Source organism: Nonlabens sp. SY33080 (genome assembly GCF_011784885.1).
In the GTDB taxonomy this organism is placed as follows: domain Bacteria; phylum Bacteroidota; class Bacteroidia; order Flavobacteriales; family Flavobacteriaceae; genus Nonlabens; species Nonlabens tegetincola.
This window is the reverse complement of the sequence record NZ_CP050461.1, coordinates 193,238-219,430: the sequence shown is the minus strand read 5'-3', so window position 1 is coordinate 219,430 and position 26,193 is coordinate 193,238. Positions and strand designations below refer to the sequence as shown.

24 protein-coding genes are annotated in these 26,193 nt (G+C 35.6%); 14 read left to right on the top strand and 10 right to left on the bottom strand.

Annotated elements, in window-relative coordinates:
* The first annotated feature begins 72 nt into the window (after positions 1–72).
* The 8 genes from HCN53_RS01015 (at position 73) to HCN53_RS00980 (ending at position 9,194) form a co-directional block, all read left to right on the top strand.
* Positions 73–1,788, top strand: a complete 1,716-nt coding sequence (locus HCN53_RS01015; RefSeq protein WP_167341708.1) for a phospho-sugar mutase — start codon at positions 73–75, stop codon at positions 1,786–1,788.
* On the top strand, positions 1,789–3,609 hold the full coding sequence (locus tag HCN53_RS01010) for an ABC transporter ATP-binding protein (RefSeq protein WP_167341707.1): 1,821 nt from the start codon (positions 1,789–1,791) through the stop codon (positions 3,607–3,609).
* Positions 3,610–5,277, top strand: coding sequence for an RluA family pseudouridine synthase (locus tag HCN53_RS01005; protein WP_167341706.1), 1,668 nt, complete (start codon positions 3,610–3,612; stop codon positions 5,275–5,277).
* A 75-nt stretch (positions 5,278–5,352) separates the two neighbouring features.
* Positions 5,353–6,798 (top strand): DNA recombination protein RmuC, encoded by a 1,446-nt coding sequence (rmuC, locus tag HCN53_RS01000; protein WP_167341705.1) that lies wholly within the window; start codon positions 5,353–5,355, stop codon positions 6,796–6,798.
* A 103-nt stretch (positions 6,799–6,901) separates the two neighbouring features.
* Positions 6,902–7,525 (top strand): SatD family protein, encoded by a 624-nt coding sequence (locus tag HCN53_RS00995; RefSeq protein ID WP_167341704.1) that lies wholly within the window; start codon positions 6,902–6,904, stop codon positions 7,523–7,525.
* The gene (locus HCN53_RS00990) at positions 7,509–8,216 is read left to right on the top strand and encodes a DUF3307 domain-containing protein (RefSeq protein WP_167341703.1); all 708 of its coding nucleotides are present in this window, start codon (positions 7,509–7,511) and stop codon (positions 8,214–8,216) included. Before HCN53_RS00995 ends, HCN53_RS00990 begins: the two co-directional genes overlap by 17 nt.
* Positions 8,213–8,581 (top strand): 6-phosphogluconate dehydrogenase, encoded by a 369-nt coding sequence (locus HCN53_RS00985; RefSeq protein ID WP_105018662.1) that lies wholly within the window; start codon positions 8,213–8,215, stop codon positions 8,579–8,581. Before HCN53_RS00990 ends, HCN53_RS00985 begins: the two co-directional genes overlap by 4 nt.
* Before the next feature lie 64 nt (positions 8,582–8,645).
* A complete protein-coding gene (locus HCN53_RS00980; protein WP_060522872.1) occupies positions 8,646–9,194 on the top strand; it encodes an acyl-CoA thioesterase in 549 nt (182 codons plus the stop codon).
* A 4-nt stretch (positions 9,195–9,198) separates the two neighbouring features.
* Here the strand turns inward: HCN53_RS00980 and HCN53_RS00975 are convergent, their stop codons facing one another.
* Positions 9,199–10,533 carry an aspartate kinase gene (locus HCN53_RS00975; RefSeq protein WP_167341702.1) on the bottom strand — a complete coding sequence of 445 codons (1,335 nt, stop codon included), beginning with the start codon at positions 10,531–10,533 and terminating at the stop codon, positions 9,199–9,201.
* A gap of 99 nt (positions 10,534–10,632) precedes the next feature.
* On the opposite strand from HCN53_RS00975, the gene HCN53_RS00970 reads away from it, so the two are divergent.
* Positions 10,633–11,289, top strand: a complete 657-nt coding sequence (locus tag HCN53_RS00970) for a hypothetical protein (protein WP_167341701.1) — start codon at positions 10,633–10,635, stop codon at positions 11,287–11,289.
* Positions 11,290–11,404: 115 nt separating this feature from the next.
* Here HCN53_RS00970 and HCN53_RS00965 read toward each other — a convergent pair whose 3' ends face one another.
* The 3 genes from HCN53_RS00965 to HCN53_RS00955 are packed head-to-tail and all read right to left on the bottom strand — an operon-like array spanning position 11,405 to position 13,455.
* The gene (locus HCN53_RS00965; protein ID WP_167341700.1) at positions 11,405–12,244 is read right to left on the bottom strand and encodes a DUF5777 family beta-barrel protein; all 840 of its coding nucleotides are present in this window, start codon (positions 12,242–12,244) and stop codon (positions 11,405–11,407) included.
* Between the two features lie 46 nt (positions 12,245–12,290).
* Positions 12,291–13,058: a choice-of-anchor V domain-containing protein gene (locus HCN53_RS00960; RefSeq protein ID WP_167341699.1), complete on the bottom strand. Its 768-nt coding sequence runs from the start codon at positions 13,056–13,058 to the stop codon at positions 12,291–12,293.
* Positions 13,048–13,455, bottom strand: coding sequence for an OB-fold protein (locus HCN53_RS00955; protein ID WP_105018660.1), 408 nt, complete (start codon positions 13,453–13,455; stop codon positions 13,048–13,050). The genes HCN53_RS00960 and HCN53_RS00955 overlap by 11 nt, the downstream gene beginning before the upstream one ends.
* Before the next feature lie 105 nt (positions 13,456–13,560).
* Between HCN53_RS00955 and HCN53_RS00950 the strand changes: the two genes are divergently transcribed.
* On the top strand, positions 13,561–13,926 hold the full coding sequence (locus HCN53_RS00950; RefSeq protein ID WP_167341698.1) for a c-type cytochrome domain-containing protein: 366 nt from the start codon (positions 13,561–13,563) through the stop codon (positions 13,924–13,926).
* A gap of 6 nt (positions 13,927–13,932) precedes the next feature.
* The gene (locus tag HCN53_RS00945) at positions 13,933–14,484 is read left to right on the top strand and encodes a YceI family protein (RefSeq protein WP_167341697.1); all 552 of its coding nucleotides are present in this window, start codon (positions 13,933–13,935) and stop codon (positions 14,482–14,484) included.
* A gap of 3 nt (positions 14,485–14,487) precedes the next feature.
* Here HCN53_RS00945 and HCN53_RS00940 read toward each other — a convergent pair whose 3' ends face one another.
* Complete coding sequence (locus tag HCN53_RS00940) at positions 14,488–16,002, bottom strand: serine hydrolase (protein ID WP_167341696.1); 1,515 nt, start codon at positions 16,000–16,002, stop codon at positions 14,488–14,490.
* A 194-nt stretch (positions 16,003–16,196) separates the two neighbouring features.
* Between HCN53_RS00940 and HCN53_RS00935 the strand changes: the two genes are divergently transcribed.
* On the top strand, positions 16,197–18,545 hold the full coding sequence (locus HCN53_RS00935; protein WP_167341695.1) for a DUF2339 domain-containing protein: 2,349 nt from the start codon (positions 16,197–16,199) through the stop codon (positions 18,543–18,545).
* Positions 18,529–19,758: a hypothetical protein gene (locus HCN53_RS00930; protein WP_167341694.1), complete on the top strand. Its 1,230-nt coding sequence runs from the start codon at positions 18,529–18,531 to the stop codon at positions 19,756–19,758. Before HCN53_RS00935 ends, HCN53_RS00930 begins: the two co-directional genes overlap by 17 nt.
* Position 19,759: 1 nt before the next feature.
* Here the strand turns inward: HCN53_RS00930 and HCN53_RS00925 are convergent, their stop codons facing one another.
* From HCN53_RS00925 to HCN53_RS00905, 5 genes are all read right to left on the bottom strand, one after another.
* Entirely contained in the window at positions 19,760–20,122 is a 363-nt protein-coding gene (locus HCN53_RS00925) for a hypothetical protein (RefSeq protein ID WP_060522885.1), read from the bottom strand.
* Positions 20,119–20,424, bottom strand: a complete 306-nt coding sequence (locus HCN53_RS00920; RefSeq protein ID WP_167341693.1) for a hypothetical protein — start codon at positions 20,422–20,424, stop codon at positions 20,119–20,121. The genes HCN53_RS00925 and HCN53_RS00920 overlap by 4 nt, the downstream gene beginning before the upstream one ends.
* Positions 20,425–20,488: 64 nt before the next feature.
* On the bottom strand, positions 20,489–23,341 hold the full coding sequence (gene carB, locus HCN53_RS00915) for a carbamoyl-phosphate synthase large subunit (RefSeq protein ID WP_060522887.1): 2,853 nt from the start codon (positions 23,339–23,341) through the stop codon (positions 20,489–20,491).
* A 99-nt stretch (positions 23,342–23,440) separates the two neighbouring features.
* Positions 23,441–23,605 (bottom strand): 50S ribosomal protein L34, encoded by a 165-nt coding sequence (rpmH, locus tag HCN53_RS00910; protein ID WP_042278158.1) that lies wholly within the window; start codon positions 23,603–23,605, stop codon positions 23,441–23,443.
* Between the two features lie 176 nt (positions 23,606–23,781).
* Complete coding sequence (locus HCN53_RS00905) at positions 23,782–24,564, bottom strand: MBL fold metallo-hydrolase (RefSeq protein WP_167341692.1); 783 nt, start codon at positions 24,562–24,564, stop codon at positions 23,782–23,784.
* A gap of 162 nt (positions 24,565–24,726) precedes the next feature.
* Here HCN53_RS00905 and HCN53_RS00900 point away from each other — a divergent pair, with 162 nt between their 5' ends.
* Complete coding sequence (locus HCN53_RS00900) at positions 24,727–26,193, top strand: alkaline phosphatase PhoX (RefSeq protein WP_167341691.1); 1,467 nt, start codon at positions 24,727–24,729, stop codon at positions 26,191–26,193.

The following is a 26,193-nucleotide window of genomic DNA, read 5'->3' as shown; positions in this document are numbered from 1 at the left end:
ACAAACTCTATGTAAGAGTTTAAAAGCTAGCATTGCTACTAATTCCTATCTTTGCAATTCTAATCAATGATTATGAATAAACAAGAAATCTTGAATGTAGCCCAAACTTGGACTCAAGAACCATTTGATAAGGAAACACGTAGTCAAACACAACATCTAATTGATCAAGATATAGCTCAATTAGAAGAGTCATTTTACAAGGACCTTGAATTTGGTACTGGTGGTATGAGAGGAATAATGGGAGTTGGTACAAACCGAATTAATAAGTACACATTAGGAAAAAACACTCAAGGACTTTCTCAATATCTTAAAAAATCATTTCCAGGAGAACAAATAAAAGTGGCTATTGCCTATGATTGCAGGCACAATTCAAAAGAATTAGCTCAAACTGTCTCTCAAGTTTTTAGCGCAAATGGTATTCAAGTTTATTTATTTGAAGAATTGCGCCCTACTCCACTGCTCTCTTACACCGTAAAACGTAAAGATTGTCATGCAGGTATTGTACTCACCGCAAGTCACAATCCGCCAGAATACAACGGTTACAAAGTCTACTGGCAGGACGGCGGACAACTAGTTCCTCCTCAGGATAAAGAATTGCTAGAACTCATTAATTCCTTAGAATTTAAAGATATCAACTTTAACGGTGATGATAAACTCATAGAATTATTAACTCCAGAGGATGATAATGCCTTTATTGAAGATAGTATAAAAGCTGCAAAAGTTGCAGGTGATGTAGATCGTAGCCGGGTAAAAATTGTGTTTACCAGTTTACACGGTACCAGCATTACATTAATTCCTGAAACTCTTAAAAGAGCTGGTTACACCGATTTACACGTTGTTAAGGAACAAGCTATACCTAACGGTGATTTCCCTACCGTAAAGTCTCCTAATCCTGAAGAGCCTGAAGCATTACAAATGGCAGTAGAACTTGCCAATAAAATTAATGCTGATATGGTTATAGGAACTGATCCCGATAGTGACCGATTAGGAGTCGCAGTGCGTGATAATGATGGTAACATGGTATTGCTTAATGGTAATCAAACCATGATTACCATGACCGATTTCTTACTTAAAAAAGCTGATCTAAGTTCATTAATTAATCCTTTCATTGGTTCTACCATTGTAAGTACACCGATGATGCATGATTTGGCAATGGCTTATGATGTAGAATGTAAGGAAGGATTAACTGGTTTTAAGTGGATTGCCAAAATGATTAAAGATCATCCAAATCAAGATTTTATAGGTGGTGGAGAAGAAAGTTTTGGATATATGGTAGGTGATTTTGTAAGAGACAAAGATGCTGTAACCGCAGCACTACTAGCCTGTGAAATGTACGCGCAAGCTAAAGCAAATAATTCTACCGTTTACAAGGACTTGATCAAACTTTACCAGCAACATGGTCTTTATCAAGAAAAACTGGTTGCTCTAGTAAAAAAAGGTATATCTGGTGCTGCAGAAATAAAGCAAATGATGATTGACTTAAGAGAACAGCCACCACAAACTATAGCTGGTCAAGAAGTTATCATAACAGAAGACTACTCCAGTAGTATTAGGTACAATAAGCATTTGGATAAAAAAGAAACCATGGAAGTTCCAAAGTCCAATGTACTTATATTTTATCTAGCAGACGGTACTAAGATAGCAGCCAGACCTAGTGGTACAGAACCTAAGATCAAATTTTATATTTCAACTAAAACTGGATTGTCCAATCCAGAAGATTACAAAGCAACACAGCAACAATTACTTAATAAAATAGACGCTGTACTTAAAGATTTAGACATTCAATAAATGAATTATTTTAAAGAAATTCTGAGGTATGCAAAGCCCTACAAAACCTCAGGAATATTGAATATTACTTTTAATATTCTCTTTGCTCTATTTGGAGCATTGAGCTTTGTATCCTTAATCCCTATGCTAGATGTTTTGTTTGACAAAACACAAGCAATTACCGAAGAACCTGTTTGGACTGGAATTCAAAACGGTATGGACTATCTCAAAGGATACTTAGGATATTATGTAACCACTCAAACTGAAAGTAAAGAACAAGCATTAATAGTTGTTATCGCCCTAGTTCTATCACTTTTCTTCCTTAAAAATCTATTTGGTTATTTAGGAATGTACTTTATTGCCTATTTGAGAAATGGAGTCTTAAAGGATATACGTGATGATTTATACGCAAAAATCATCAATCTGCCTATTTCTTATTTTTCTGAAAAGCGTAAAGGTGATGTAATCGCACGCACAAGTGCCGATGTATTACAAATTCAACATAGTTTTTTGTCGATTCTAGAATTGATTATAAAGGAACCACTTAATATTATTTTCACTTTAATATTAATGATCATCTTAAGTCCGCAGCTTACCATTTTTATGATTTTATTCTTACCTGTCTCTGGATTTTTGATTTCTAGATTGGGTAAAAAATTAAAAAACCGTAGTAGTCAAGTACAGCGAGAGCAAGGTTACTTTTTGTCCCTTTTAGAAGAAACCTTAAGTGGTTTGAAAGTAATTAAAGGCTTCAATGCAGAAGAACGCTTACAAGAAACATTTGAGAGTAGCACGCAGCGCATGAATAGATATGCCATCAAGCTCAACCACAGAAAAGGATTGGCTAGTCCAGTGAGTGAGTTTTTAGGAATTCTCATGATTGGAGTATTGCTTTGGTTTGGTGGTAGACTGGTACTCACAGAAGAAAGTATAGATCCCACGACATTTATTGGTTTTATGGCTTTGGCTTACAACATATTAACACCAGCCAAGGCTCTTTCAAAAGCAAGTTATCAAGTAAAAGAAGGTAATGCGGCAGCACAGCGTGTACTTGAAATACTCCATACAAAGAATGAGATTGAAGATAAAGAAGGTGCTGTTGAGATGTCCGCTTTCGCGAAAGCGATACAGCTTAAAAACGTTACGTTTTCATACATTGATGAACCAGTACTTAAAGACTTCAGCCTAGATATCCCAAAGGGAAGTACCGTCGCACTGGTTGGTCAATCTGGCTCTGGTAAAAGTACGATAGCTAACTTACTCACAAGGTTTTACGACATTGAAAATGGCACCATATCTATTGATGAACACAATATTAAAGATGTTAGTCTAAAAAGTCTAAGAGACCAGATGGCATTAGTTACACAAGATTCTATCCTCTTCAATGATACCGTGGCTGCCAATGTCGCGTTGAGTGACAAAAATGCCAGTGAAGAAAGTATTATTGAGGCTTTAAAAATTGCTAATGCTTGGGAATTTGTAAAAGATCTTCCTAAAGGTATACACACAAATATTGGTGACAGCGGTGGTAAATTAAGCGGTGGTCAAAAACAGCGTCTTTCTATCGCACGAGCAGTTCTTAAAAATGCTCCTATTCTTATACTAGATGAAGCTACTAGCGCACTAGATACGGAAAGCGAACGACTAGTGCAGGATGCGCTAGAGCGTGTGATGAAAAATAGAACATCAGTAGTTATTGCACACCGACTATCTACTATTCAAAACGCAGATCACATTGTGGTGATGAAGAAAGGGCAAATTGTAGAGCAAGGAACTCATGATGAATTATTATCCAAAAACGGTCTTTATCACACTCTAGTTGAAATGCAAAGTCTGGGATAAATGTCACTAGTACATAGATTTTCAAAGGACATATCAGGTATTGAATTACCAGATAGGTTTACATTTCCTTTTTATTATAAACCTCATGAACTAGCTAGTATAGCGAGTCAGGAATTACAGGAATACCTGGAAAGTTTTGATAATTGGTTTTTTGATTTAAATCTTGGTCCAAAAAATTATAAACACCATTTGGGTAAAATGTTTGGTGTTTTAGTGGTAAGAGATTCACAAGGTGAGCTGGGCTATTTGACTGCTTTCTCTGGTGTAATAACAGGTGAACAGGAGAATAACTATTTTGTACCGCTAGTGTATAATATGTTTGAAATTACTGGCAGGTATGCCATTGAATCTAAAGAACTTGCCTTTATCAATGATCGTATTTACCAACTAGAACATGATGAGAAGTTTTTATCTCAAAAAATAAGGTATCAAAAAATTCTAGAAGAAAACGAGGAAAAGATACAGGCTCAAATAGCCAAGCATAAAAAACAAAAGCAAGCTAGAAAAGAATCTAGAAACCTAGCGCTTGGTCAACCTGAAGATCTAGAGGAATTACGCAAAAAGCACCACGATCAGAGCATGAAAGAAAAGTTTCTTTTGAGAGAGTATCGTTCTTATCTAGAGGAAAAAGCAACCAAAGCCGGCTCCATTGTTACAAATCAAGAGAAGGAAATCTCTAGACTTAAATCTTTGCGCAAGGAAAAGTCAAACGATTTACAATCTTTTATTTTTGAACAGTACAACTTTCTGAATGCAAAAGGCGAATCGAGAACGGCATTAGATATCTTTAAAAACGTTCCTCCTTTCTTCCCTCCATCAGGAACTGGTGACTGCTGCGCTCCCAAACTATTACAATACGCTTATTTAAACAAACTAGACCCCATATGCATGGCCGAATTTTGGTATGGGGAATCACCACCATCACAGGTGCGTAAACATGGTAACTTCTACCCAGCCTGTCGTTCAAAATGTGAGCCATTACTCCTGCATATGTTACAAGGTTTACAAGTCGATGAAAATCCCATGTTACAAAACCCAGCAATAGGTAAAGTAATTGACATTTTATATGAAGATAAATACATAGTCGTCATTAACAAACCAGCAGAGTTTTTATCAGTTCGAGGTAAGAATATTTCCGATAGTGTTGAAGAACGTATGAGAGCAAGATATCCTAATGCCACAGGCCCCATGATTTTGCACAGATTGGATATGTCAACATCTGGAATTATGATTATTGCTCTAGATAAAAAAGGACATAAAAGACTGCAAGAGCAGTTTATCACGAGAACTGTGAGTAAAAAATATACTGCGGTTTTAGATGGTATCGTTCAAAAACAAGATGGGTTTATTTCATTACCCTTAAGAGTAGATCTAGACAATAGACCTTACCAACTTGTAGATCCCATTCATGGTAAGAATGCTAGAACAAAATTTGAAGTCATAGAGGTTAAAAACGGATATACCAAAGTAAACTTTTATCCAATAACTGGGCGCACCCATCAATTAAGAGTTCATGCAGCTCATCACGAGGGATTGAACGCACCTATAAAAGGTGATGATCTTTATGGAACAAAACAGGACAGGTTGTACCTACATGCTCAAGAACTCACTATTGTACATCCTTACACAAAAGAAAAAATGACCTTTGAAGCACCTAGTCCTTTTTAATTGTGGAAAAGACTTTGTAAAAGTGATTTTAGTACTCAACCAACTGATGTATTTTTAAGGTTTAAATCTGTTTTTATGTTTGACGATTTTTCTTGGTTATTTATTTTTTTAATTGGTGCTGTTTTAGGTGCTGTCATCGCTTGGTTTTTTTCTAAAACTAAGTTTTCTGGTGAGATTAATTTACTACGTAACAACAAGGAGCAATTAGAAGCTCAACTCACAGAGGTGCTACAAGTAGCTAAGGAACGAGACCAACTTAAATTAGAGCAAAACACCTTACAAAGTCAGATAGCTGGTAAAGTAGAAAACTTCAATGACTTAAGTAAACGTCATGAGTCTCTAAAAGAAGAACTTAAAGAAGTAGCTCGAGAGAAGGAACATTTGAATGTGTTGCTGGCAGAGCAACGTACCGCTTTCGCGAAAGCGGAAGAAAAACATGCTGAGGCACAACTAGAAATTGAGAAACTCAATGAAAAGTTCACTAAAGAATTTGAGAATCTTGCTAACAAAATTTTAGAAGAGAAAAGCACCAAGTTTGCCAGTCAAAACAAGGAAAGTATTGAACAAATATTAAATCCGCTACAGGAGAAAATCAAGAGTTTTGAAAAGAAGGTGGAAGACACTCATAAGGACACGATCGACCGTCAAAGTGCCTTGAGACAGCAAATTATAGGTTTAAAGGAGCTCAATGAAAAAATGAGCACCGAGGCAAATAACCTAACCAAAGCGCTTAAAGGTGATGCCAAAATGCGTGGGAATTGGGGTGAACTTGTTTTAGAACGTGTACTGGAAAAGTCTGGACTAGAAAAAGGTATGGAATATGAAGTGCAGCAAAGCTTTAAAACAGAAGATGGTAAGACTGTTTTTCCTGATGTTATTGTGAGTTTACCTGGTGGCAAAAAGATGATTATAGATAGTAAAGTCTCTCTTAATGCCTATGAACGCTATGTAAATGAAGAAGACGATCAATTACAAGAACGTTATCTTAAAGAACACATTAACGCGCTTAAGAAACACGTAAGTGATTTATCGGGCAAGAACTATCACGATCTTTATAGAATAGAAAGTCCAGATTTTGTATTGTTATTTGTGCCTATAGAACCTGCCTTTGCCATGGCCCTTAATGCAGATAGTAGTTTGTACAGCGATGCTTTTGAAAAGAATATCGTAATTGTGACACCTACTACTCTACTAGCTACCTTACGTACTATTGACACAATGTGGCAAAACGAAAAGCAACAGCGCAATGCACTAGATATTGCCAATGCTGCCGGCGCACTTTATGATAAGTTTGTAGGTCTTACAGAAGATCTAATCAAAGTAGGAACTCAACTAGATACGGTTAAAAAAACATATTCTTCTAGTATGAACAAACTTACAGAAGGTTCTGGTAATCTAGTAGGTCGTGTTGAAAAACTTAGAAAATTAGGAGCCAAAGCTAATAAACACCTCAACGAGAAGCTGGTAGAAAGGGCTGTTGACAGTGATCCTGACATTTTAGGAATTGAGTCTAATGATTAGATCAATAGCTAATTCTTATATAATAATTACATAAAAACGTAATATTTCTATTTATTACATATTAATGTAATATATTTGAAGTATTACTTAAACATGTAATGGTATGAAAGCTATTATTGCAGGAGACATCATATCTTCTCAACAAATGGAAGCTAGCTTTTTTTTAAATGAGCTCGATAAAGTACTTAACCAACTTCAAGAAGTTGATTTATTTCACATTTATAGAGGAGACAGTTTTCAGCTACTTATAAAAGAAACCTCAACGGCGTTACTAGTTTGTCTAAAAATAAAAACAGCTCTTAAACGTAAAGGAATAGCTGCACGCATGGCTATAGGATTAGGTGATGTAGAATTAATACAAAACAACATTGCCATATCAACAGGTAGTGCATTTACAAGATCTGGTGCTTTACTAGATTCTCTCAAAGAATTAAAACAAAATATAATGGTAGATAGTGGAAATACTCACTACGACACCTATATGAACACGTCGTTACAACTAGCCCTTACCTTTATGGATAGTTGGACAAATAATGGCGCCGAGGTCCTTTTTGAGGTTTTAAATCATCCCGATCAAACTCAGCAACAAATAGGTGAACGACTAGGAATAAAACAATCTACTGCCAGCCGTAGATTAGATAGAGTACAATTAAAAGAGGTACAGGCACTATTGGAGTTATTTGAAAAGTATTATTTTAAGGACATCAATCATGGAACTACTATTTAAATTACTGCTCGCTCATTTATTAGGAGATTTTGTCCTGCAATCCGATAGCTTTACTAAGAAGAAGGAAAAAGACGGATTATCATCCTATCACTTATACCTACATGCTTTGATACACGGCTTACTAAGTCTTGTACTTATATGGGATCTAGAACTGTGGTACATAGCAGTAATTATAAGCATTACTCACTTACTTATAGATGCGCTCAAAATTAAATTGACAAGAAAGAAGAACAAACGCTGGATGTTTACCGCAGATCAAGTGGCACATCTTATCGTTATACTAATACTCGTCAATTTACATTTAGGAAAAAACGAGATCGTTCCAGATAGTTTTCCAGCTTATACCATACCCTTAATTACTTGTGTAGTACTACTTACATCGCCAGTAGCCATTATGCTCAAAGTGTTTTTCACACGATGGAAATTAACCGAAAAAGATACTGGTATATACGGACTCAAAAATGCAGGTCGCTGGATAGGAATTATAGAGCGATTACTCATTTTTGTTTTTGTAATCACCGATAACTTTAGCGCCGTCGGTTTATTACTCACTGCAAAATCGGTTTTTAGGTTTGGTGATTTAAGCAAGGCAAAAAATATGAAGCTCACCGAGTATGTCTTAATAGGAACATTGCTTAGTTTTGGTATCGCCATTTTAACTGGCCTATTCTTTAAAAATTATATCGCATGAAACGTATTTTAGGAGTAATTCTAGCCACCATTTTAATTATGGCCGTTCTATGGTACACCTTTTTGTACTATGCCACCTATTCCGACGGATACCGTACCGGTGAATTAATTAAATTCTCCAGTAAAGGTGTTATGGTTAAAACTTGGGAAGGTGAAATTTCTCAAGGTATAAGCGGTGCTCAAATATTTTCATTTTCAGTAATGGATCATGAAAAAGAGGTCATTGAGAAATTAAAAGAGTATCAAGGTCAATACGTAAAATTAAAATACGAAGAAAAATTTGGCACTTTCTTTTTTTGGGGTGATACAAAGTATTTCATTACTGAGGTCAGTAAAGAACAAAGCCCTCATTTTAATCGCGAGTAACTTGTGATGGATTACGCTTTCGCGAAAGCGTAATAACGATCAAACACTTTAAAATAAACATGCCATGAGTTCATCAACATTTAAATCACCAGAGCAGTCCCGAGTTATGTTATCCATTCTCATGCTGCCGTCAAATGCTAATTTTTCTGGAAAAATTCACGGTGGTTATGTGTTATCATTAATTGATCAAATTGCATTTGCCTGCGCATCAAAACACAGTGGTCATTACTGTGTTACAGCAAGTGTTGATGTAGTGGATTTTAAAGCTCCAATAGAGGTAGGTGAAATGTTGACTCTTAGAGCATCAGTCAACTACGTAGGAAGATCATCGATGGTAGTAGGTATACGAGTAGATTCTGAAAACATTCAAACTGGTGAGTCAAAACACTGTAATTCTTCATTTTTAACCATGGTTGCCAAAGATGAAAATGGAAATACCGTGACAGTACCAGGACTTAAAATTACTAACGAGACTCACGTAAGAAGGTTTGCTCGTGCTATAAAGAGAAAACAAATTAAAATCAAAAGTGCCAAAGAAATCGCCGAGGCAAATTTCTCTGACACCAAATACCTAGAAGAGTTTAAAAACTATAATGTTCAGGTAAAATTGTAACGTTTTAGGCAACCACCATCTTCTCTTCCGACTCAAAAACATAACTCTGTAATTTTTGCAGAGTGTTTCTCTTATATTCCGTATTAATCAATAAGGAAATATTGTTATTGCTACCACCATAAGCGATCATGCGCACTGTTACATCTTGAAGGATATTAAATAATTGTGGTGTATCCTGATGGTAGATTATATTATTTCCTACTAGACATACGATACTCATTCCTGCATCAACCTCTACGCTCGCTATTTGTTCAAGTTCATTTACAATAGCATCTATATGAGTGGCATCATCTATGGTTAACGATACAGCAATTTCTGAGGTAGTAACCATGTCAATAGGAGTTTGGAATTTCTCAAACACTTCAAATACCTTTTTAAGAAATCCATGGGCTTGCAACATGCGCGCCGATTTTATTTTAATAGCATAGATACCATCCTTTGCCGCTATAGCCTTGATCCCTTCACCATGTACTTGTTGAGTAATTAATGTCCCATAGGCATCTGGTACCATCGTGTTTTTTAATCTTACAGGAATATTCAAATCTCTAACCGGCATAACGGTTTGTGGATGCAGAATTTTTGCTCCAAAGTAAGCCAACTCAGCCGCCTCATCAAAAGATATCTTTTGTATAGCGGTTGTATTTTCAACGTACCGTGGATCATTATTATGAAACCCATCAATATCAGTCCAAATTTGGACCTCTTCTGCTTGGATTGCTGCTCCTATTATAGATGCGGTATAATCACTACCACCGCGTTGTAAATTAGATATTTGACCTTGAACATCTAGGCAAATAAAACCTTGAGTGATATAAATGTCAGCTTGTTGATTATCATCAATAATCCTGTTCAAATTTTGTTGAATGTAAAAAGAGTCAGGCTCATGTTGTTGATCCACACGCATAAAATCAAGTGCTGGTAATAAAACAGCATTAATACCTTCTTGAATTAAAAATCGGCTGAATATAAATGTAGAAAGTAATTCACCTTGCGCAACTATAGTATTATGAACTAGCTCGTTATACTTGCTTTTCGTTTGCTCTATGAGCGTTTCATAAACAGACAGCACATACTTGCTTACTTCTTCTTTCAATTGTTTATTTTGAAGCAAATCCTCTATCACTTGAGCATATTTGACAAGTAGTTCTTCAATTAATTCTAGCGCATTATCTCGATCACCTGCATTGAGTTGTTCCGATATTTCCACTAGGGCATTAGTCGTTCCAGACATGGCCGATAGTACTACTATCTTTTGTGTGCCATCGTTAATGATAGATCTCACATTGTTCATATTTTCAATAGAGCCTACTGATGTACCACCAAACTTTAATACCAACATTTCAATAAATTTTTGGCAAACTTACGTCTGACTTGCAATTTGAGTAAATTATTACTGATATTTGAATAAAATTATACAACTTGTTATATAATTAACAAAATGAAAACTGTATCAGAATGTGTTGAGGAGATATTACTCACACAACCCTTTTTAGAAGAAGCACTTGCCAGACGTATAATCAACTTTTCAGCACTTGCTGAAGAGCTACGAGAACCTATAAGCGATATGCTGAGGAAACCTATCAAGACAGGAGCAGTAATGATGGCATTAAGACGTTATAATCCACCCAACAATTTAAGACACTCTAATAAATTAAAAACGGTTCTAAAAAATCTAGGTGATATAACAGTGCGCTCAAATCTGGTTGACTATACGTTTCAAAACTCAAGCACATTAATGATAAGCCATAGTAAGATGATATCATCCATAGAGACTAATGTATTTTATGGCTTTTCCAGAGGTACACATGAGAGTAATCTCGTGATTTCTGCCAGTCAAAAACAAAAAATTGAAAAGCATTTTACTAGTGAACATCTTATTGGACTTCAAGAAAATTTATGCGCGATAAGTATCGGATTACCTGAAATTAATACTAAAATCCCAGGTCTATACTACCAAATATTTAAGAGGTTTGCTTGGGAAGGTATTTCGTTATACGAGGTAATCTCTACTACAAATGAGTTCAGTGTACTTGTTGAAGATCACATGGTTGACAAAGCTTTTTCTGCAATAAAAAAATTAAGCTATAAGTCATAAATTGAAATGCAAACAATTTATGCTATAGCTTTTACCATGTGAAATAGCCAGTTTTAGACTATTTCTTTCATGTGGTTGATTCGCTTTCGCGAAAGCGTGAATAGTCACTTACTTTCTAAAAAACTCGTACCAAGTTAAATCCAAAATAAAAACGACCTTCGGTCCAATCACCTGTGCCACCGCTCAAAAAGTTATTGGTCAACATAGGCTGGGCATTTGTGAAATGCATTTGAAAAACGTGTCCACCTGTTTCCAAATCAACTCCTATACTTAATGGATTAACAAAATTGTTCTCACTAGCACGGTTCAGATGATAGCCATAATCGGCATTTATACTCCATCTATTAGACAACTTATACCTAGCTCCTACTCCAAGCGCATATTGAGTGTTATCTTGTTCATCAACCGGAACAAAGCCTTGATGAAAAAGAGTCGGGCTAATTTGTGCACTAAAACGATCAGAGAATTTACGGGCTGCGATAAATTGTAACGTAGCACCGGTGCGGTCCATAAATTCAATACCTGGATAAAGTTCTTCATTTATGGCGCTGTAAAAATCTGCTGCTGTAAATAAAGAAATGGTGAAAGGAAAGCCCTGCTTTTCTTGTGATCTAAGCTTGAATTTACCAGCTAGTTGGTACGTTTTATTGAATCCGCTGCGGCTTGCTTCTAGATGCATCCAGTCGGTTACTCCATACACAAATTGAAATCTGGTCACGGCATTGTCAAGTCCAAAAAGATCGTCTATTCCGTTTTCTACACTACCAAATCTGTGAGATATTATAACCTGAAACTCATTTTTTGCAACCAATTTGGTGGTCTCAAAATTTACCACTTTAAGAGACTTCCAAGTACTGGTAACTTGGTTATCATCTTCAATGTCGAGTCCATCTAATAGATCGTCTTGACCGGTAACAAAAAAAGGTAGTAGTAAAAAAAGTAGAAATTTGTTCATTCTATAAAGAGGTGTTTGTAATACTTACAATACGGATTAGGTGCTATTAATATTTAACAAATTTTGCAACAGACACTGCATCTTCTACCATCACACGAGTGATGTATATACCACTAGACAAATGAGTTACATCTAATTCATTTTGATCCTGAATTTTTGATTCTAGAACAAGGTTACCTTGCATGTTATAAACTTGTATTTGAGCAGCACTTGCATTTTCTAGGGCTATGCTTACTTTATCCATTACTTGAGTAGGATATAAAGTAAAGTCTGATAATTTACTATCAATGGTGGTAAGAACAGCGTTTGAGGATCCTGTAATTACTTGATCACCACTGTTACCACTAGCACCGTTTGCTTGTAAGGCTGCATAATAAAAAGTTACCGCTCCTACATCGCTTGCTGGCGCTGTCCAATTGAAGCTCCAGTTGTTTTGACTAGATCCTGCTGCTGTGTGAGTCAATCCTGATCCACCTGATCTCAATTGACTACCTGTTCCTGTTGTCCAAGTTCCAATTTTGTTCCCGCTATCATCTTCTGCTGTAATGTTAAAACCAAATTTTGAAACTGATGATCCTGTTATGGCTAGATTTAAATTATAGGCCTGATTTGCGTTATATGTAGCTGGTACACCACTTAATGCTGCACTTCCACCATGATTTGCTCCTGGCGCGTGACATGCGGTACAATTTTGATTGTTATCTCCTGGCGAACCAGAAAAACTACCTGTTTGCCCACCAGTAAAACCTACTAGTACTAGCAGTGCAACCGGTATTGCTGTTAAAATCGAATAAAAAGAGTAATTATTTTTCATCATCATTTGAGTTTTGTGGGTTAAGAATGTATGCTTGATCTATTTTTACTTCACCTAAAAGATCATCGTAACCTATGCATCGACCTTTTACTGTATAAGTGTGATTAAGAGGAAACTTAGTTGGGTTTGCGAGTTGAATGAAAACATTAAAATCTAATGTCATTTCTTGCGCCGCTTTATCTGTTGCTACACCAGTAACCTCTATAACTTGATCCAGAATTAATTTATCGTTTTCTTGGTCATCATCAGTGAGCATCAAAATTAAATCTTGAGAATTTAATTTTATGGTAGCACTTTCATTCTTTATGTCCTTATGATCCTGATAAACATAATTGTAACTGAGGACTCCAAGAAGGACAAGCAGAATAAGAAATATGTATAAGTATTTTCTATTCAATTTGATGAACTATAAACAAATTAACTTTAATGATTATCAATATTATAAAAAATTCTTGTCATTTTTAATATATACTTATATTTATACTGAATTCAATATATTTTAATGAGACTTTTTCTTACTTTTTTGTTTATTTCCCTATTTATATCATCTTGTAGTGAAACAAGTCCAGATGATTTTGAAGAAATGCAAAATGATCCACAACCACAGGTTGTAACTTATGATGGCTCCATAAAGGAAATCATGCAAAACTCTTGTGTGAATTGTCATCAAAATGCTGCTCCTAGTGGTGGATTAAGACTGGAAACTTATGACCAAGTACGTAACAGTACCGAAAACGGTACTCTTATAGATAGGATAACCAGACAACCTGGCGATCCATTATTAATGCCACAAGGAACAAATGGTTTACCTCAATCTTCTATAGACCTGGTTCTAGAATGGCGAGATGGTGGATTCGTAGAAAATTAATTCATCATGAAAAATCTCACGCTTTTAATAACGGTAACTTTATTTCTACTAGTAAATCTTCAAAGAGAACGGTTTTTAACTAGAACAGGACAGGTTCAATTTAATGCCAGCGTTCCTAGCTTTGAGCCTGTCGAGGCTATAAACAATAATGCCACCATTGTACTGGATGTTAAATCTGGAGAACTAGCCGCTCTAGTACTACTTAGAGGTTTTAAATTTCCCATTGCACTTATGGAAGAGCACTTTAATGAGAATTATGTAGAAAGTGACACCTATCCTAAAGCTGTTTTAAAAGGGACTTTGGCAGAGTTCTCCTCTACTGCACTTGATGATGCGCTATTGCATGAATATACCTTTAATGGTACCATAGAATTACACGGAAAAAAAGAACTATTAGAGTTTCCAGTTAATTTAACCCAAAGCGGCGAGCAAGTAAAGCTAACAGCTAACTTCACCTTATTGCCAGAGCGATTTAATATTGAAATCCCTTCTATTGTTAGTAATAAAATCGCTGATGAAATTAATGTATCTGTAAACGCGGTTTTAGAAAAAAGATAAGCTTTATTTTACCTTCTTTGCATTAAGTTCTTCCATAAAGAAATCGTCATTTGGGACATCAAATGAAATACCGATCACGTTATTATAAGCATCGGTTTCAAAATTCACAGTTCCAAAACTGAACCAGACCTGTGGATGATTCCACTTCATTTCAAAAGCATTGTAATTGAAATGAGACAAGGTACTAGATAGTAAAGGGCTGTGTTCCCAGATCAGCTGTAGCTCACCGTTTTCCTCCTTTACGTAAAAATTACCATAAGCCGGTGTGTGATAAGTCCCCATCAACTCTTCTTTAGTAACAGTAGGCGTTGTATTTTTAACACGAGCGGCCTTTCTATCTGCAATTCTTGTATCACTAGCTTTCCATTTATTATAGCCATTAAGCATTTCTTTACTCCAATCCTTCATCGGCCTGTTTAAAAACCTATCAAAAACATAATAAGCAATAGCATTTGTGGGAGCTTTTACTCCGTTTGTTAAAACCACAACGCCCAGTTTTTCATCAGGTAACATTTGAACTGTAGATATCATACCATCGTATCCACCGCCATGGCCTATTTGAAAATGCTCTTGATAATTTGTGATAAACCAACCTAGACCGTAACCGTTAAAAGCCTGACCTCTACCATTGCGATTTACTTGATTCACCTCAAATGAGTTTTGTAAGCTCCACATTTTATTGCGATTGTTTTTATTAAATAAAGTATCGGCTTTATAAACCCCATGATTCATGTTAAATATCATCCATTTACCCATATCGTGAACACTAGAAATCAAACCACCTGTAGATCTTACGTTATCCCAAGCAACGTGATCGATTTTATAATTAGTATCACCAGATCTACCATGAGGTGTCGCTACATTGCTATTAGAACCATAATCATTTACACTTACTACAGTGTCATCCATTTCTAGAGGTTTTAAAAAACGCTCAGTAACATTATCTTTAAAAGACTTACCTGTTACTTTTTCTATCACTGCGCCTGCTGTTATAAACATCAAATTAGAGTATCCATATCCATCCCTAAATTCATATGCTTGTGGTACAAATTTGATTCTCTTTACTATTTCTTCGGTAGATAATTCGCTTTTATACCAAATAGCGTCGCCAGAAAAAGTACCTAATCCCACATTATGACTCAGTAAATCTTTAATGGTTACCATACGACTAATGGTAGGGTCATACACTTCAAAGTAAGGTAAGTAAGATTGAACTTTATCATTCCAATCTAATTTTCCTTCCTCAACTAACTGAGCAATAATAGCTGCTGTAAAGGCCTTGGTATTACTGGCAATGGCATATAAGGTGTGCTCATCGGGCTGCTGTTTCTTCCCTATTTCCATAACACCGTATCCCTTTTCAAATACAATTTCTCCATCTTTTACAATAGCTACGCTCAAACCAGGTATATCCCATTCCTTCTGAGTGCTAGTGATATACTTATCTATTTCTTTGAGATCTATATTTTGGGCTGTAAATAATTGAGCGGTGAACAAAAAGGCGATTAATATTCTCATGATCTGTATTTAAAAATGGTAAGATAATATTTGTTACGCTTTCGCGAAAGCGTAATCTCACCAACACCTTTCATTCAACCGATCTATTGACTCCTTAAGTTTTATAGGATTTTAGTAAATACTTTTCTTATACCAAGGTTGTGGATAAATGATTACCTTCACCCTAGATACTGGCATAACCAAGACTTCCTTTTATGAGCAACGACCGACTTAATGACCTTATTTACAAGCTGCAATATCTAGAGCGGAAACAAGAAGAGTATGCACGCAACATGAAGCAGTTACGTGAGGAAATTCAAGCTTTTAAGAAGGACAGCTTGGTACAGGAATCTCAGGATCAACCAGTAAAACAACAACCTAAACCTGTATCAGAATTAATTGAAACCGTTGAGAAAAAACAAACCTCAACCGAACAGCCAATAAAAAAGTTTGACAAGCTAGATCCACAGATTAAGGATAGGTTTAATGATGTGAGTAAAAAAACCTCAACAAACAGCCTAGAAAAATTTGTAGGAGAAAATCTGCTTAATAAAATCGGTATTGTAATCACAATTATAGGTGTAATAATTGGGGTAAAGTATTCAATTGAAAATAATCTGATAAGCCCACTTACTAGAATTATTCTAGGTTATATCACTGGTATTTCGTTACTGGGAATCGGAATTAAGCTAAAGAAGAAATACGAACCATACAGTGCGGTGCTAGTAAGTGGTGCGATGTGTGTGATGTATTTTGTTACCTTTTCTGGGCATAGCTTCTACCATTTATATTCCCAATCGGTCGCCTTTATTTTGATGGCCTTATTTACCCTATTTACCGTAATCACAGCACTTAAATACGACCGCTCTATTATCGCACATTTAGGACTAATAGGCGCCTATGCCGTACCTTTTTTTTTAAGTGATGGTTCTGGTAGGATGGCGATACTGTTTAGTTATATTTCTCTTATTAATTTTGGAATTCTTGCCATTGCCTTTAAAAAGGAATGGAAATCACTTTACTATGTTGCCTTTGGCGCTACGTGGTTTATTTTTATAACTTGGTCAATAACCAGCTATGACGTAAACGATCACCTAGGTAAAGCTCTGGTCTTTTCTAGTCTTATTTTTCTCACCTTTTATACGATGTTTATCGTTTACAAACTGGTACAAAAAGAAGTGTATACGGTAATCGATATTGTCATGCTACTGGCGAATTCGTTGTTGTTTTTTGCGACCGGTTATTTATTCCTAGAGTCCCATTCAAGTACAAGGGATTTTACTGGATTATTCACACTATTAAATGCTGTAATTCACTTTATAGTTGCTGTTATAATCCATAAGAAGCAATTAGCTTCAAACAATTTATTTTATTTGGTAGCTGCCCTAGTGTTAAGTTTCATTACCCTTGCGATTCCTGTTCAGCTAGATGGTGAATGGGTAACTGTATCATGGACAATTCTCGCTGCTGTTCTTTTTGCAATAGGACGAATTAAAAATATTGCTCCCTATGAAAAAATAGCTTACGCGATTATTATTCTAGCTACCTTGAGTTTGATTGAAGACTGGGATCAACTTGACCGTGAGATTTATGATTCAAATTTGGAAGCGTTGTGGCATACTACCTTTTTTACAGGCTTGTTTTATATAATAGGATTAGGTAGCATAAATTATCTCTATTTTAATAAAAAGCGAGCGATTCCAGAATTCACGATTACTGGATTCTTTCACGTAATGCATTATGTTTTACCATCACTATTAATAATGATGTCTTATGTGATTTTTAAAGTTGAAATTGATATTTACTGGGAACATGCACGTAACATATCAACCAAAACGCTCACTGCCTTGTATGGTGGTACACGCTATGATAGAAATGTAACTTTACTACATGACACTTGGCTTTTGTTTTATTCGTTTGGATTTGTGGCTTTACTAGCTGGAATTAATTTAAAATGGATTAAAAACAAAATACTTGGCCAAGTCAATTGTGGGTTTATAGGATTTTCTATTCTTGTGCTCCTGATAGCAGCATTGTGGAACTTCAGTGAGCTTAGGGATTCCTATTTAGATGGAGTTAAGGATGGTTATACCAGTATTTCTTTATGGCAGGTCAATTTGAGATATCTAGGAATCACTACAGCTGTATTACTGCATTACCTTATAAGATTACATTATAAGGAAAACTATCTAGGAAAAGCCTTTGCTAAGCCTATAGTTTTGTTTGTACACACTACTATTCTATGGGTTTTGAGCAGTGAATTATTGCACTGGATGGATTTCGCTGGAGTAGGCAATAACTACAAGTTGGGTTTAAGTATTCTGTGGGCTGTATATTCATTAGGTTTAGTAATTCTAGGAATTTGGAAACGCAAACAATACATTAGAATCACTGCCATAACCTTATTTGGACTTACACTGGTTAAATTGTTTTTCTACGACCTCACCTATTTAAACACCATTTCTAAAACTATAGTATTTATAAGCATAGGAGCTTTGATGCTGATTGCATCCTTCTTGTACAATAAATTCAATAAACAAATCGCAGATGAATCAGAAGAATAAACTGGCATTTCTCTTTCTTTTTATAGCCTCATTGACTTTTGCTCAGCTTCATACTTATGAGTATAAGCGCAATATAGAGCAACCGACAGATAGTTGGCACAAAATAAATCTAAAGCCAGAAATGTATAAGCATCTCAATCAACGATTGTCTAATATGCGTATTTATGGAGTTTCTAAAACAGATACAACGCAGGTTCCATTTTTAATGCATTCAAGCGCTAGTAAAAAAGTAAATAGAGATCTTGCTTTTGAACTTATCAATCAAACCAAAAATGAAGATGGTATCTTCTTTACTTTTAAATTGGAGGACGCACAAGTAATAAATAAAATACATCTAGATTTTATTGAGACAAACCTTGATTGGAAGATTCAACTAGATGCTAGCAATGACCAAAAAGAATGGTATACTTTACTAGACGATTATAGAATTACTAGTATTAAAAACAAACAGGTTACTTATCAATATAGTCAATTGCATTTTGAATCTAGTGAATATCAATACTATCGAGTGTTAGTTAAAAACATATATAAAGCAGAGCTAGACCGAGCGAGATTAAGACGTTTTGAAGTAGAAAAAGGAGAGAACATCTCATACCCATCAACAATTACAAAAAAGGAAACAACAAATTCAAATGAAAGTCTAGTATTTACTCAAATGGATGATACTGCGCGTATAAGTAGAGTTCTTATTAACATTAAATCAAATTTCGATTACTACCGTCCATTTAAGCTAGAATATTTAGCCGATAGTGTAAAATTAGATGATGGTTATCGCTATCAGTATGCCACCTTAATCACAGGTGTTTTAGATTCTAGTAGCGATAATACCTATACCTTTCCAGCAACCACTTGTAAAAAGTTACGATTAAACATTTATAACGGCAACAATGAACCTTTATACGTAGACTCTTTTAACGTATCAGGATTTAAAGATTATTTGTTAGCTCGATTTACAAAGGAAGCCGATTTTTTTCTCGCCTATGGTAAAGAAAACGATCAACTACCTAGCTATGATATTGAAAAATTTAAAGACAACATCCCTGAAGAACTCACCTCATTATCATTAGGAGAAGAAATTTTAATCATTCCCAATCAACCAATAGTAGAAGAAAAAGGCTTATTTGAAAACAAATTATGGTTGTGGATCCTCATGATTTTGGCAATCGTTATTATGGGAGGATTTACATTGAAAATGTTGAGGAGTCAAGATTGATCTAATCTAACTTAATCCTCTTCTCATCTCTTTTAATCTGCTTTTCTAATTTATTTTTCCAAGGAAAGCTTATCCACATACCTATAATTCCAAAAAATAGCAAGCCTAAGACTTGATTAGTTTTTGTAAGTTGTCTGTTAGGCGCAAGGTTTAAAACATACCAAACACCATAAAACGAGATAGGTAAACTCAAAAAACTTAAAAAATACCACTTAAAAGTGTATCCCGTCATAACCTGAGATAAAAGCTCTGGTTTTGCAAATTTTACAATAAGAAACGCAACAAAAACTAAGGAATAAGCAATAATTAAACCTCTAAAAATACTGGCGTGTTTGCGTATTTTATCTTTTTTGTCGTTAGTCATTTTCTACCTGATTTTTTAAGTTCTACTTCTGCCTCGTGCAACCAAAAACACAATCCTATTAATCCTAATATTAAGACCGTCAACGAGGAAAATACTTTTTTGCTCGTGCTGGTTGTAGAAAACATCCAAGTAACCACAGCTGCATAACTGCCCAACAACAAAAAGCTTATTAATATCCAGATCCAATCTACATAGATCACATCTAATCCTGGCATAGGAAAAAGCCTATGAAGTAATTGAACTAGGAACAATAGAAATAGCAAAACAGTTGCGGACTTAATAACAGTTACATGAATTCTCATATAACTTAAAAATAAAGCCTTTGTTCAAACAAACAAAGGCTTTATCAATTAATTTAATTTTATATTATTTACTCAAATACATACGTCGACGTGCATATAAATCGTAGAACTCGTCATCCTTAAGGCTGTCTACAAATAAAATACTCTCACCGGTTGATTTCATTTCTGGACCTAATCTCTTGTCTACATTTGGAAATTTATTAAATGAAAACACAGGTTGCTTTATTGCATAACCTTCTAGTTGTGGATTAAATTCAAAGTCAGTAACCTTTTTCTCTCCTAGCATTATTTTAGTAGCATAGTTTACATACGGTTCTCCATAAGCTTTAGCAATAAAAGGTACCGTACGAGATGCTCTAGGATTAGCTTCGATTATGTAAACCGTATCATCCTTAATTGCAAACTGTATATTGATCAAACCAACAGTCTTAAGTGCAAGTGCGATTTTTTTAGTGTGATCTTTAATTTGCTGCATTACAAGATCTCCTAGATTAAAAGGAGGCAATGTAGCGTTAGAATCACCAGAATGTATTCCACATGGTTCAATGTGTTCCATGATACCTATGATATAAACATTTTCACCATCACAAATAGCATCTGCTTCAGCCTCTATGGCACCATCTAGATAATGATCTAGTAAAAGAACGTTATTAGGTATTTTTCTTAAAATGTCAACAACGTGTGCTTCTAGCTCTTGTTTATTGATCACAATTTTCATCCCTTGACCACCAAGTACGTATGAAGGACGCACTAGAATCGGGAAATCTAATTCATCGGCTACTTTTAAGGCCTCATCTGGCGTTGTTGCTGTATCAAATTTAGGATAAGGTATGTTGTTCTCTTTTAACAAGGTTGAAAAACGTCCACGATCTTCAGCTAGGTCCAGCGCGTCGTAGCTTGTACCCATAATTTTAATACCGTAACGATCTAATTTCTCAGCTAGTTTAAGCGCTGTTTGTCCACCTAGTTGGACAATAACTCCTTCTGGCTTTTCATGACGAATAATATCATAAATATGTTCCCAGAATACAGGTTCAAAATACAGCTTATCAGCTGTGTCAAAATCGGTAGACACAGTCTCAGGATTACAGTTAATCATGATAGTCTCATACCCACATTCTTGAGCAGCATATACACCATGAACACAACAGTAATCAAATTCAATTCCTTGGCCTATACGGTTAGGACCTGATCCTAATACAATAATTTTCTTTTTATCCGATACAACACTTTCATTTTGAGCAAACCTCTTACCGTCTGCAGTTTGCATCTCTGCCTCAAAGGTTGAGTAGTAATAAGGCGTCATAGCAGGAAATTCTGCAGCACACGTATCTACGAGCTTATAAACACGGTTAATGTTCATCTCGTCTCTTTTGTTGTATACCTCACTTTCTAGGCAACCTAGCATGTGTGCTATTTGTCTATCGGCAAATCCTTTTTGTTTAGCCTCTAAGAGTAGCTTTCGCGAAAGCGTATTTATATCAAACTTTGAAATCTCCTTTTCTAGTTGGTGCAATTCCTCAAACTGCTGCAAGAACCACATGTCAATACGAGTGATCTCATGAATACGTGAAAGAGAAATTCCCATTTCGATAGCATCATACAGTGCAAAAACCCTATCCCAACTTGCATTGGTCAACTTATCAATCACTTGATTGTAGTCACGGTAACCCTTACCATCGGCACCTAGTCCGTTTCTTTTAATTTCAAGTGACTGTGTTGCTTTGTGCAAAGCTTCTTGGAATGATCTACCAATTCCCATCACCTCACCTACGGCTTTCATTTGTAAGCCTAGGGTGCGGTCTGAGCCTTCAAACTTATCAAAGTTCCATCGTGGAATTTTAACTATTACATAATCGATTGTAGGTTCAAACAAGGCAGATGTACTACCAGTGATCTGGTTGTTCAACTCGTCTAGGGTATAACCTAAAGCAAGTTTAGTAGCTATTTTTGCGATTGGATAACCGGTAGCTTTACTTGCAAGCGCCGATGATCTAGAAACACGAGGATTTATTTCAATGGCAATGATTTCCTCTTTTTCGTCTGGACTAACAGCAAATTGAACATTACAACCACCTTCAAATTCTCCTATACTGCGCATCATATGGATAGCCATATCACGCATTTTTTGATACGTACGATCTGATAAGGTCATAGCAGGTGCTACTGTAATAGAATCACCTGTATGAATTCCCATAGGATCCATGTTTTCAATTACACAGATGATTACTACGTTATCATTTTTATCGCGTAATAATTCTAATTCGTATTCTTTCCAACCTAGCAAGGCTTTATCGATCATTACTTCATGAATAGGAGAAGCCTCTAGTCCACGACGTAGTAATTCATCATAATCTTCTTCCTTGTGAACAATTGCTGCTCCTGCACCACCTAAAGTAAAGGATGATCTTATACAAAGAGGAAATCCGAATTCCTGCGCAATTTCTTTTCCTTTTAAGAATGATGTAGCAGTAGCTTGTGGCGCCATACCTACACCTATTTTTTCCATGAGTTCTCTAAACTTCTCACGATCCTCGGTGATATTAATAGCATCAATATTTACACCTATTAAGTCAACACCGTGCTCTTCCCAAATTCCTTTTTCTTGCGCTTCAATACACAAGTTAAGAGCTGTTTGTCCTCCCATTGTCGGTAACACTGCATCAATTTGTGGATGCTCTTTTAGAATCTTTCTAATTGAGTTTGTGTTAAGCGGTAGCAAGTATACATGATCTGCCATACTAGGGTCAGTCATAATAGTCGCAGGATTTGAATTGATAAGTATGGTTTCAATACCATCTTCACGCAGTGATCTCAACGCTTGAGAACCTGAGTAGTCAAATTCACATGCTTGCCCAATAATAATTGGACCGCTACCTATAAGTAATATGGATTTTAAGTCTGATCGTTTAGCCATCGGTGTGGAAATGTGTAATTTAGGAATTCAAAGATAAGTTATAAAAAAAGGCGTTAACCCTTAAGATTAACGCCTTTATTAAGTAATAATGAACAATCATTATTTTTTATGTCTTCTTTCAGTAGAAACAGATAATTTTTTACGTCCTTTTGCTCTACGACGAGCTAGTACTTTACGACCGTTTGCTGAAGCCATACGCTCGCGGAAACCGTGTTTGTTTCTTCTTTTTCTCTTACTAGGTTGATATGTTCTCTTCTGTGCCATAGCTCAAAAATCTGTTTCAATAAATTATAAAGAAGGTACCATACCTTCATTTTAAATCGGGTGCAAAGATAATCTTATTTTATACATGTACAATAGTTAAGAAAAGTTTTTTTGATTATTTCGCTTCCGCGAAAGCGTAACTTTTAAATTTAAAAGAAATCAAGAATCATTCTTACTTATCCATTATCTCTATTTGGATACCACTCCATCAAACTTACTTTGATGTCGGAATTAACCTCTTCAATAGATTTTTTGAATTTCTCTACATCTTGATAACCATCGGTACCGCGATAATGATAAGGAATCACCTCTTGTGGTTGAAACTGTAAAACAGCATTTGCAGCTTGCTCTATATCCATAGTATATGGTAAGTTCATACAAACAATGGCTTTATTAATATTCTCAAGATTACGCATTTCTGGAATATCCTCGGTATCACCAGAAATATAAACTCGATAACCGTTTTTTTCAATAACATAACCATTACCGCGTCCCTTTTCATGAAATTTTAATCTTTCTTCAGTAAGATTATACATAGGAATTGAAGTTATAGTAAAGTCCTGGATCGTTTTAACTTCACCGTTATTAAGAATTATAGGTTCAAAATCTTCTCCTAATTTATCAGCCACTGCCTGTGGTGTTATTAATTTAGCATTTCCTTGTGTTGCTTTAAGGGTTTCGGCATTCATGTGATCACCATGAATATCAGTCACGAGCTGAATATTCGGGTTTTTCATTCCTTCAAAAGCTTGTGCGCCTCCTACAGGATCCACGTAAAATACGGTTCCATCCCATTCCATTGAAAAAGTAGCATGAGATATAGGGTTTATCGACAACTCGGGTTCATAACTAGTCTGTTCTTCAACCATTACTTCTTCCTCAATGACTTCTTTTTTATTTTCCTCTTTACAAGAAAGAGTAACAGCAAGAACTAAAAAACTTAAAATAATTTTATTCATTTTGATATTTATTTGATTTTCAATAGATGTAACAATGAGATAAAGTTAAAGTAAAGTGTTTTCGCAAAATGTTTACGTGGAGTTAAGATTTTAATAGCGGTTTTAAAACCTGACCATGATCGATGTGTGAATAGTTTTGACAACCTAAAAATTTTAAAACACATGAAAATTAAATTACTAACCGCTAGCCTTTTAGCAACTGCTATTTTTGTCTCTTGTAACGACGATGATAATCAAGCTTCAAATCCGCAAGCTGACAGCATCGATTTTAAAGCTCACTCCGTTACCGGTAATTACCTTAAAACAACATCTGACTTCTCTTCAGTAAAAGTATACCCAATACTATCTAGTGAAGATCAATTGACTGAATCTCCAAATTTCGTATACGGATCAATGGCCGATGGAATGGGATTAATTTACAACCGCGCCGATGATAACTTCACTCTTATCAATAACATTGAAGCAGATTACTCCATAGCTAGAATCACCTTGGACAATACCTTTAAACCTGTAAAAGGTGAGTATATTTTAAGTGAGTCGGCAACAGCAAGTACCGCTCAATGTTCTGGATCACTAATTACTCCAGAGGAACATGGCTTTGGACCGCTTTATTTATCAGGTGGTGAATGGGGTGGATCATCTAAAGGTGTATTCGTAACTGAACCTACAAAACCTTCTAGCGCACGCACTACTCCAGAATTGTTAACTGCTATGGGACAATGGAGTACTGAAAATGCAGTAGCGATAGGTAAAGATGCTTATCAAGATAAAACTGTTGTTTTTATTGGTGACGATCATTCTGATAATAACATTCCTTCTGGACAATTAGGAATGTACGTAGGTGATAGAGGTGATCTTTACAGTGGTAAATTATACGGTCTTAAAGTTACTGCCAGCGGTATTAACTATGAAATGGACATGCAAGAAGGTCAAACATACACAGCTGAATTTGTAGAACTTAATCAGCGTAACATCGATCTACTAGATGCTGAGGCTAAACAAAAAGGCGTTATGGGATTCTCTAGACTTGAAGATATCGACTGGAGAAGAGGAAACGCAGCTAATCAAAGAGAAGTTTATATCGCCGTAACTGGTAGAGACAAACCAGGTTTGATAGGAAAAGGAACTAGATACGGTCGTGTGTACAAAGTAGTACTTAATGAGAATGATCCTACAGGACCTGCTACAATTACTTGTGTGTTAGATGGTGATAAGGTTAATGGAAAAGCATGGGGATTCCATAGTCCAGATAATATTCTTGTTACAGAAAACTATGCATACATTCAAGAAGATCCTAATGGATACTTTGACGATCCTGCAAGACAACACTATGCAAGAATGTATCAATACGACCTAAACAACGGTACTGTAAAAACAGTTCTTGAATGTGACCAAGTTGCTGCTGCTGCTGCAGGAGTAGGAACTGAAAATAGCATTTGGGAAATAACAGGAATGATTGATATCTCTATGCAAACAGGTATACCAGGTTCTTTCCTAGTTGCTACACAAAATCACGGATGGGAACCTGCCGATGGTAGTGCCTTCTCTGATCCTACTGCGGTTATAGATATTGCAAACAGCCGTAAAGAAGGTAGTATGTTGTATGTAATTACAGGATTAGAACAATAA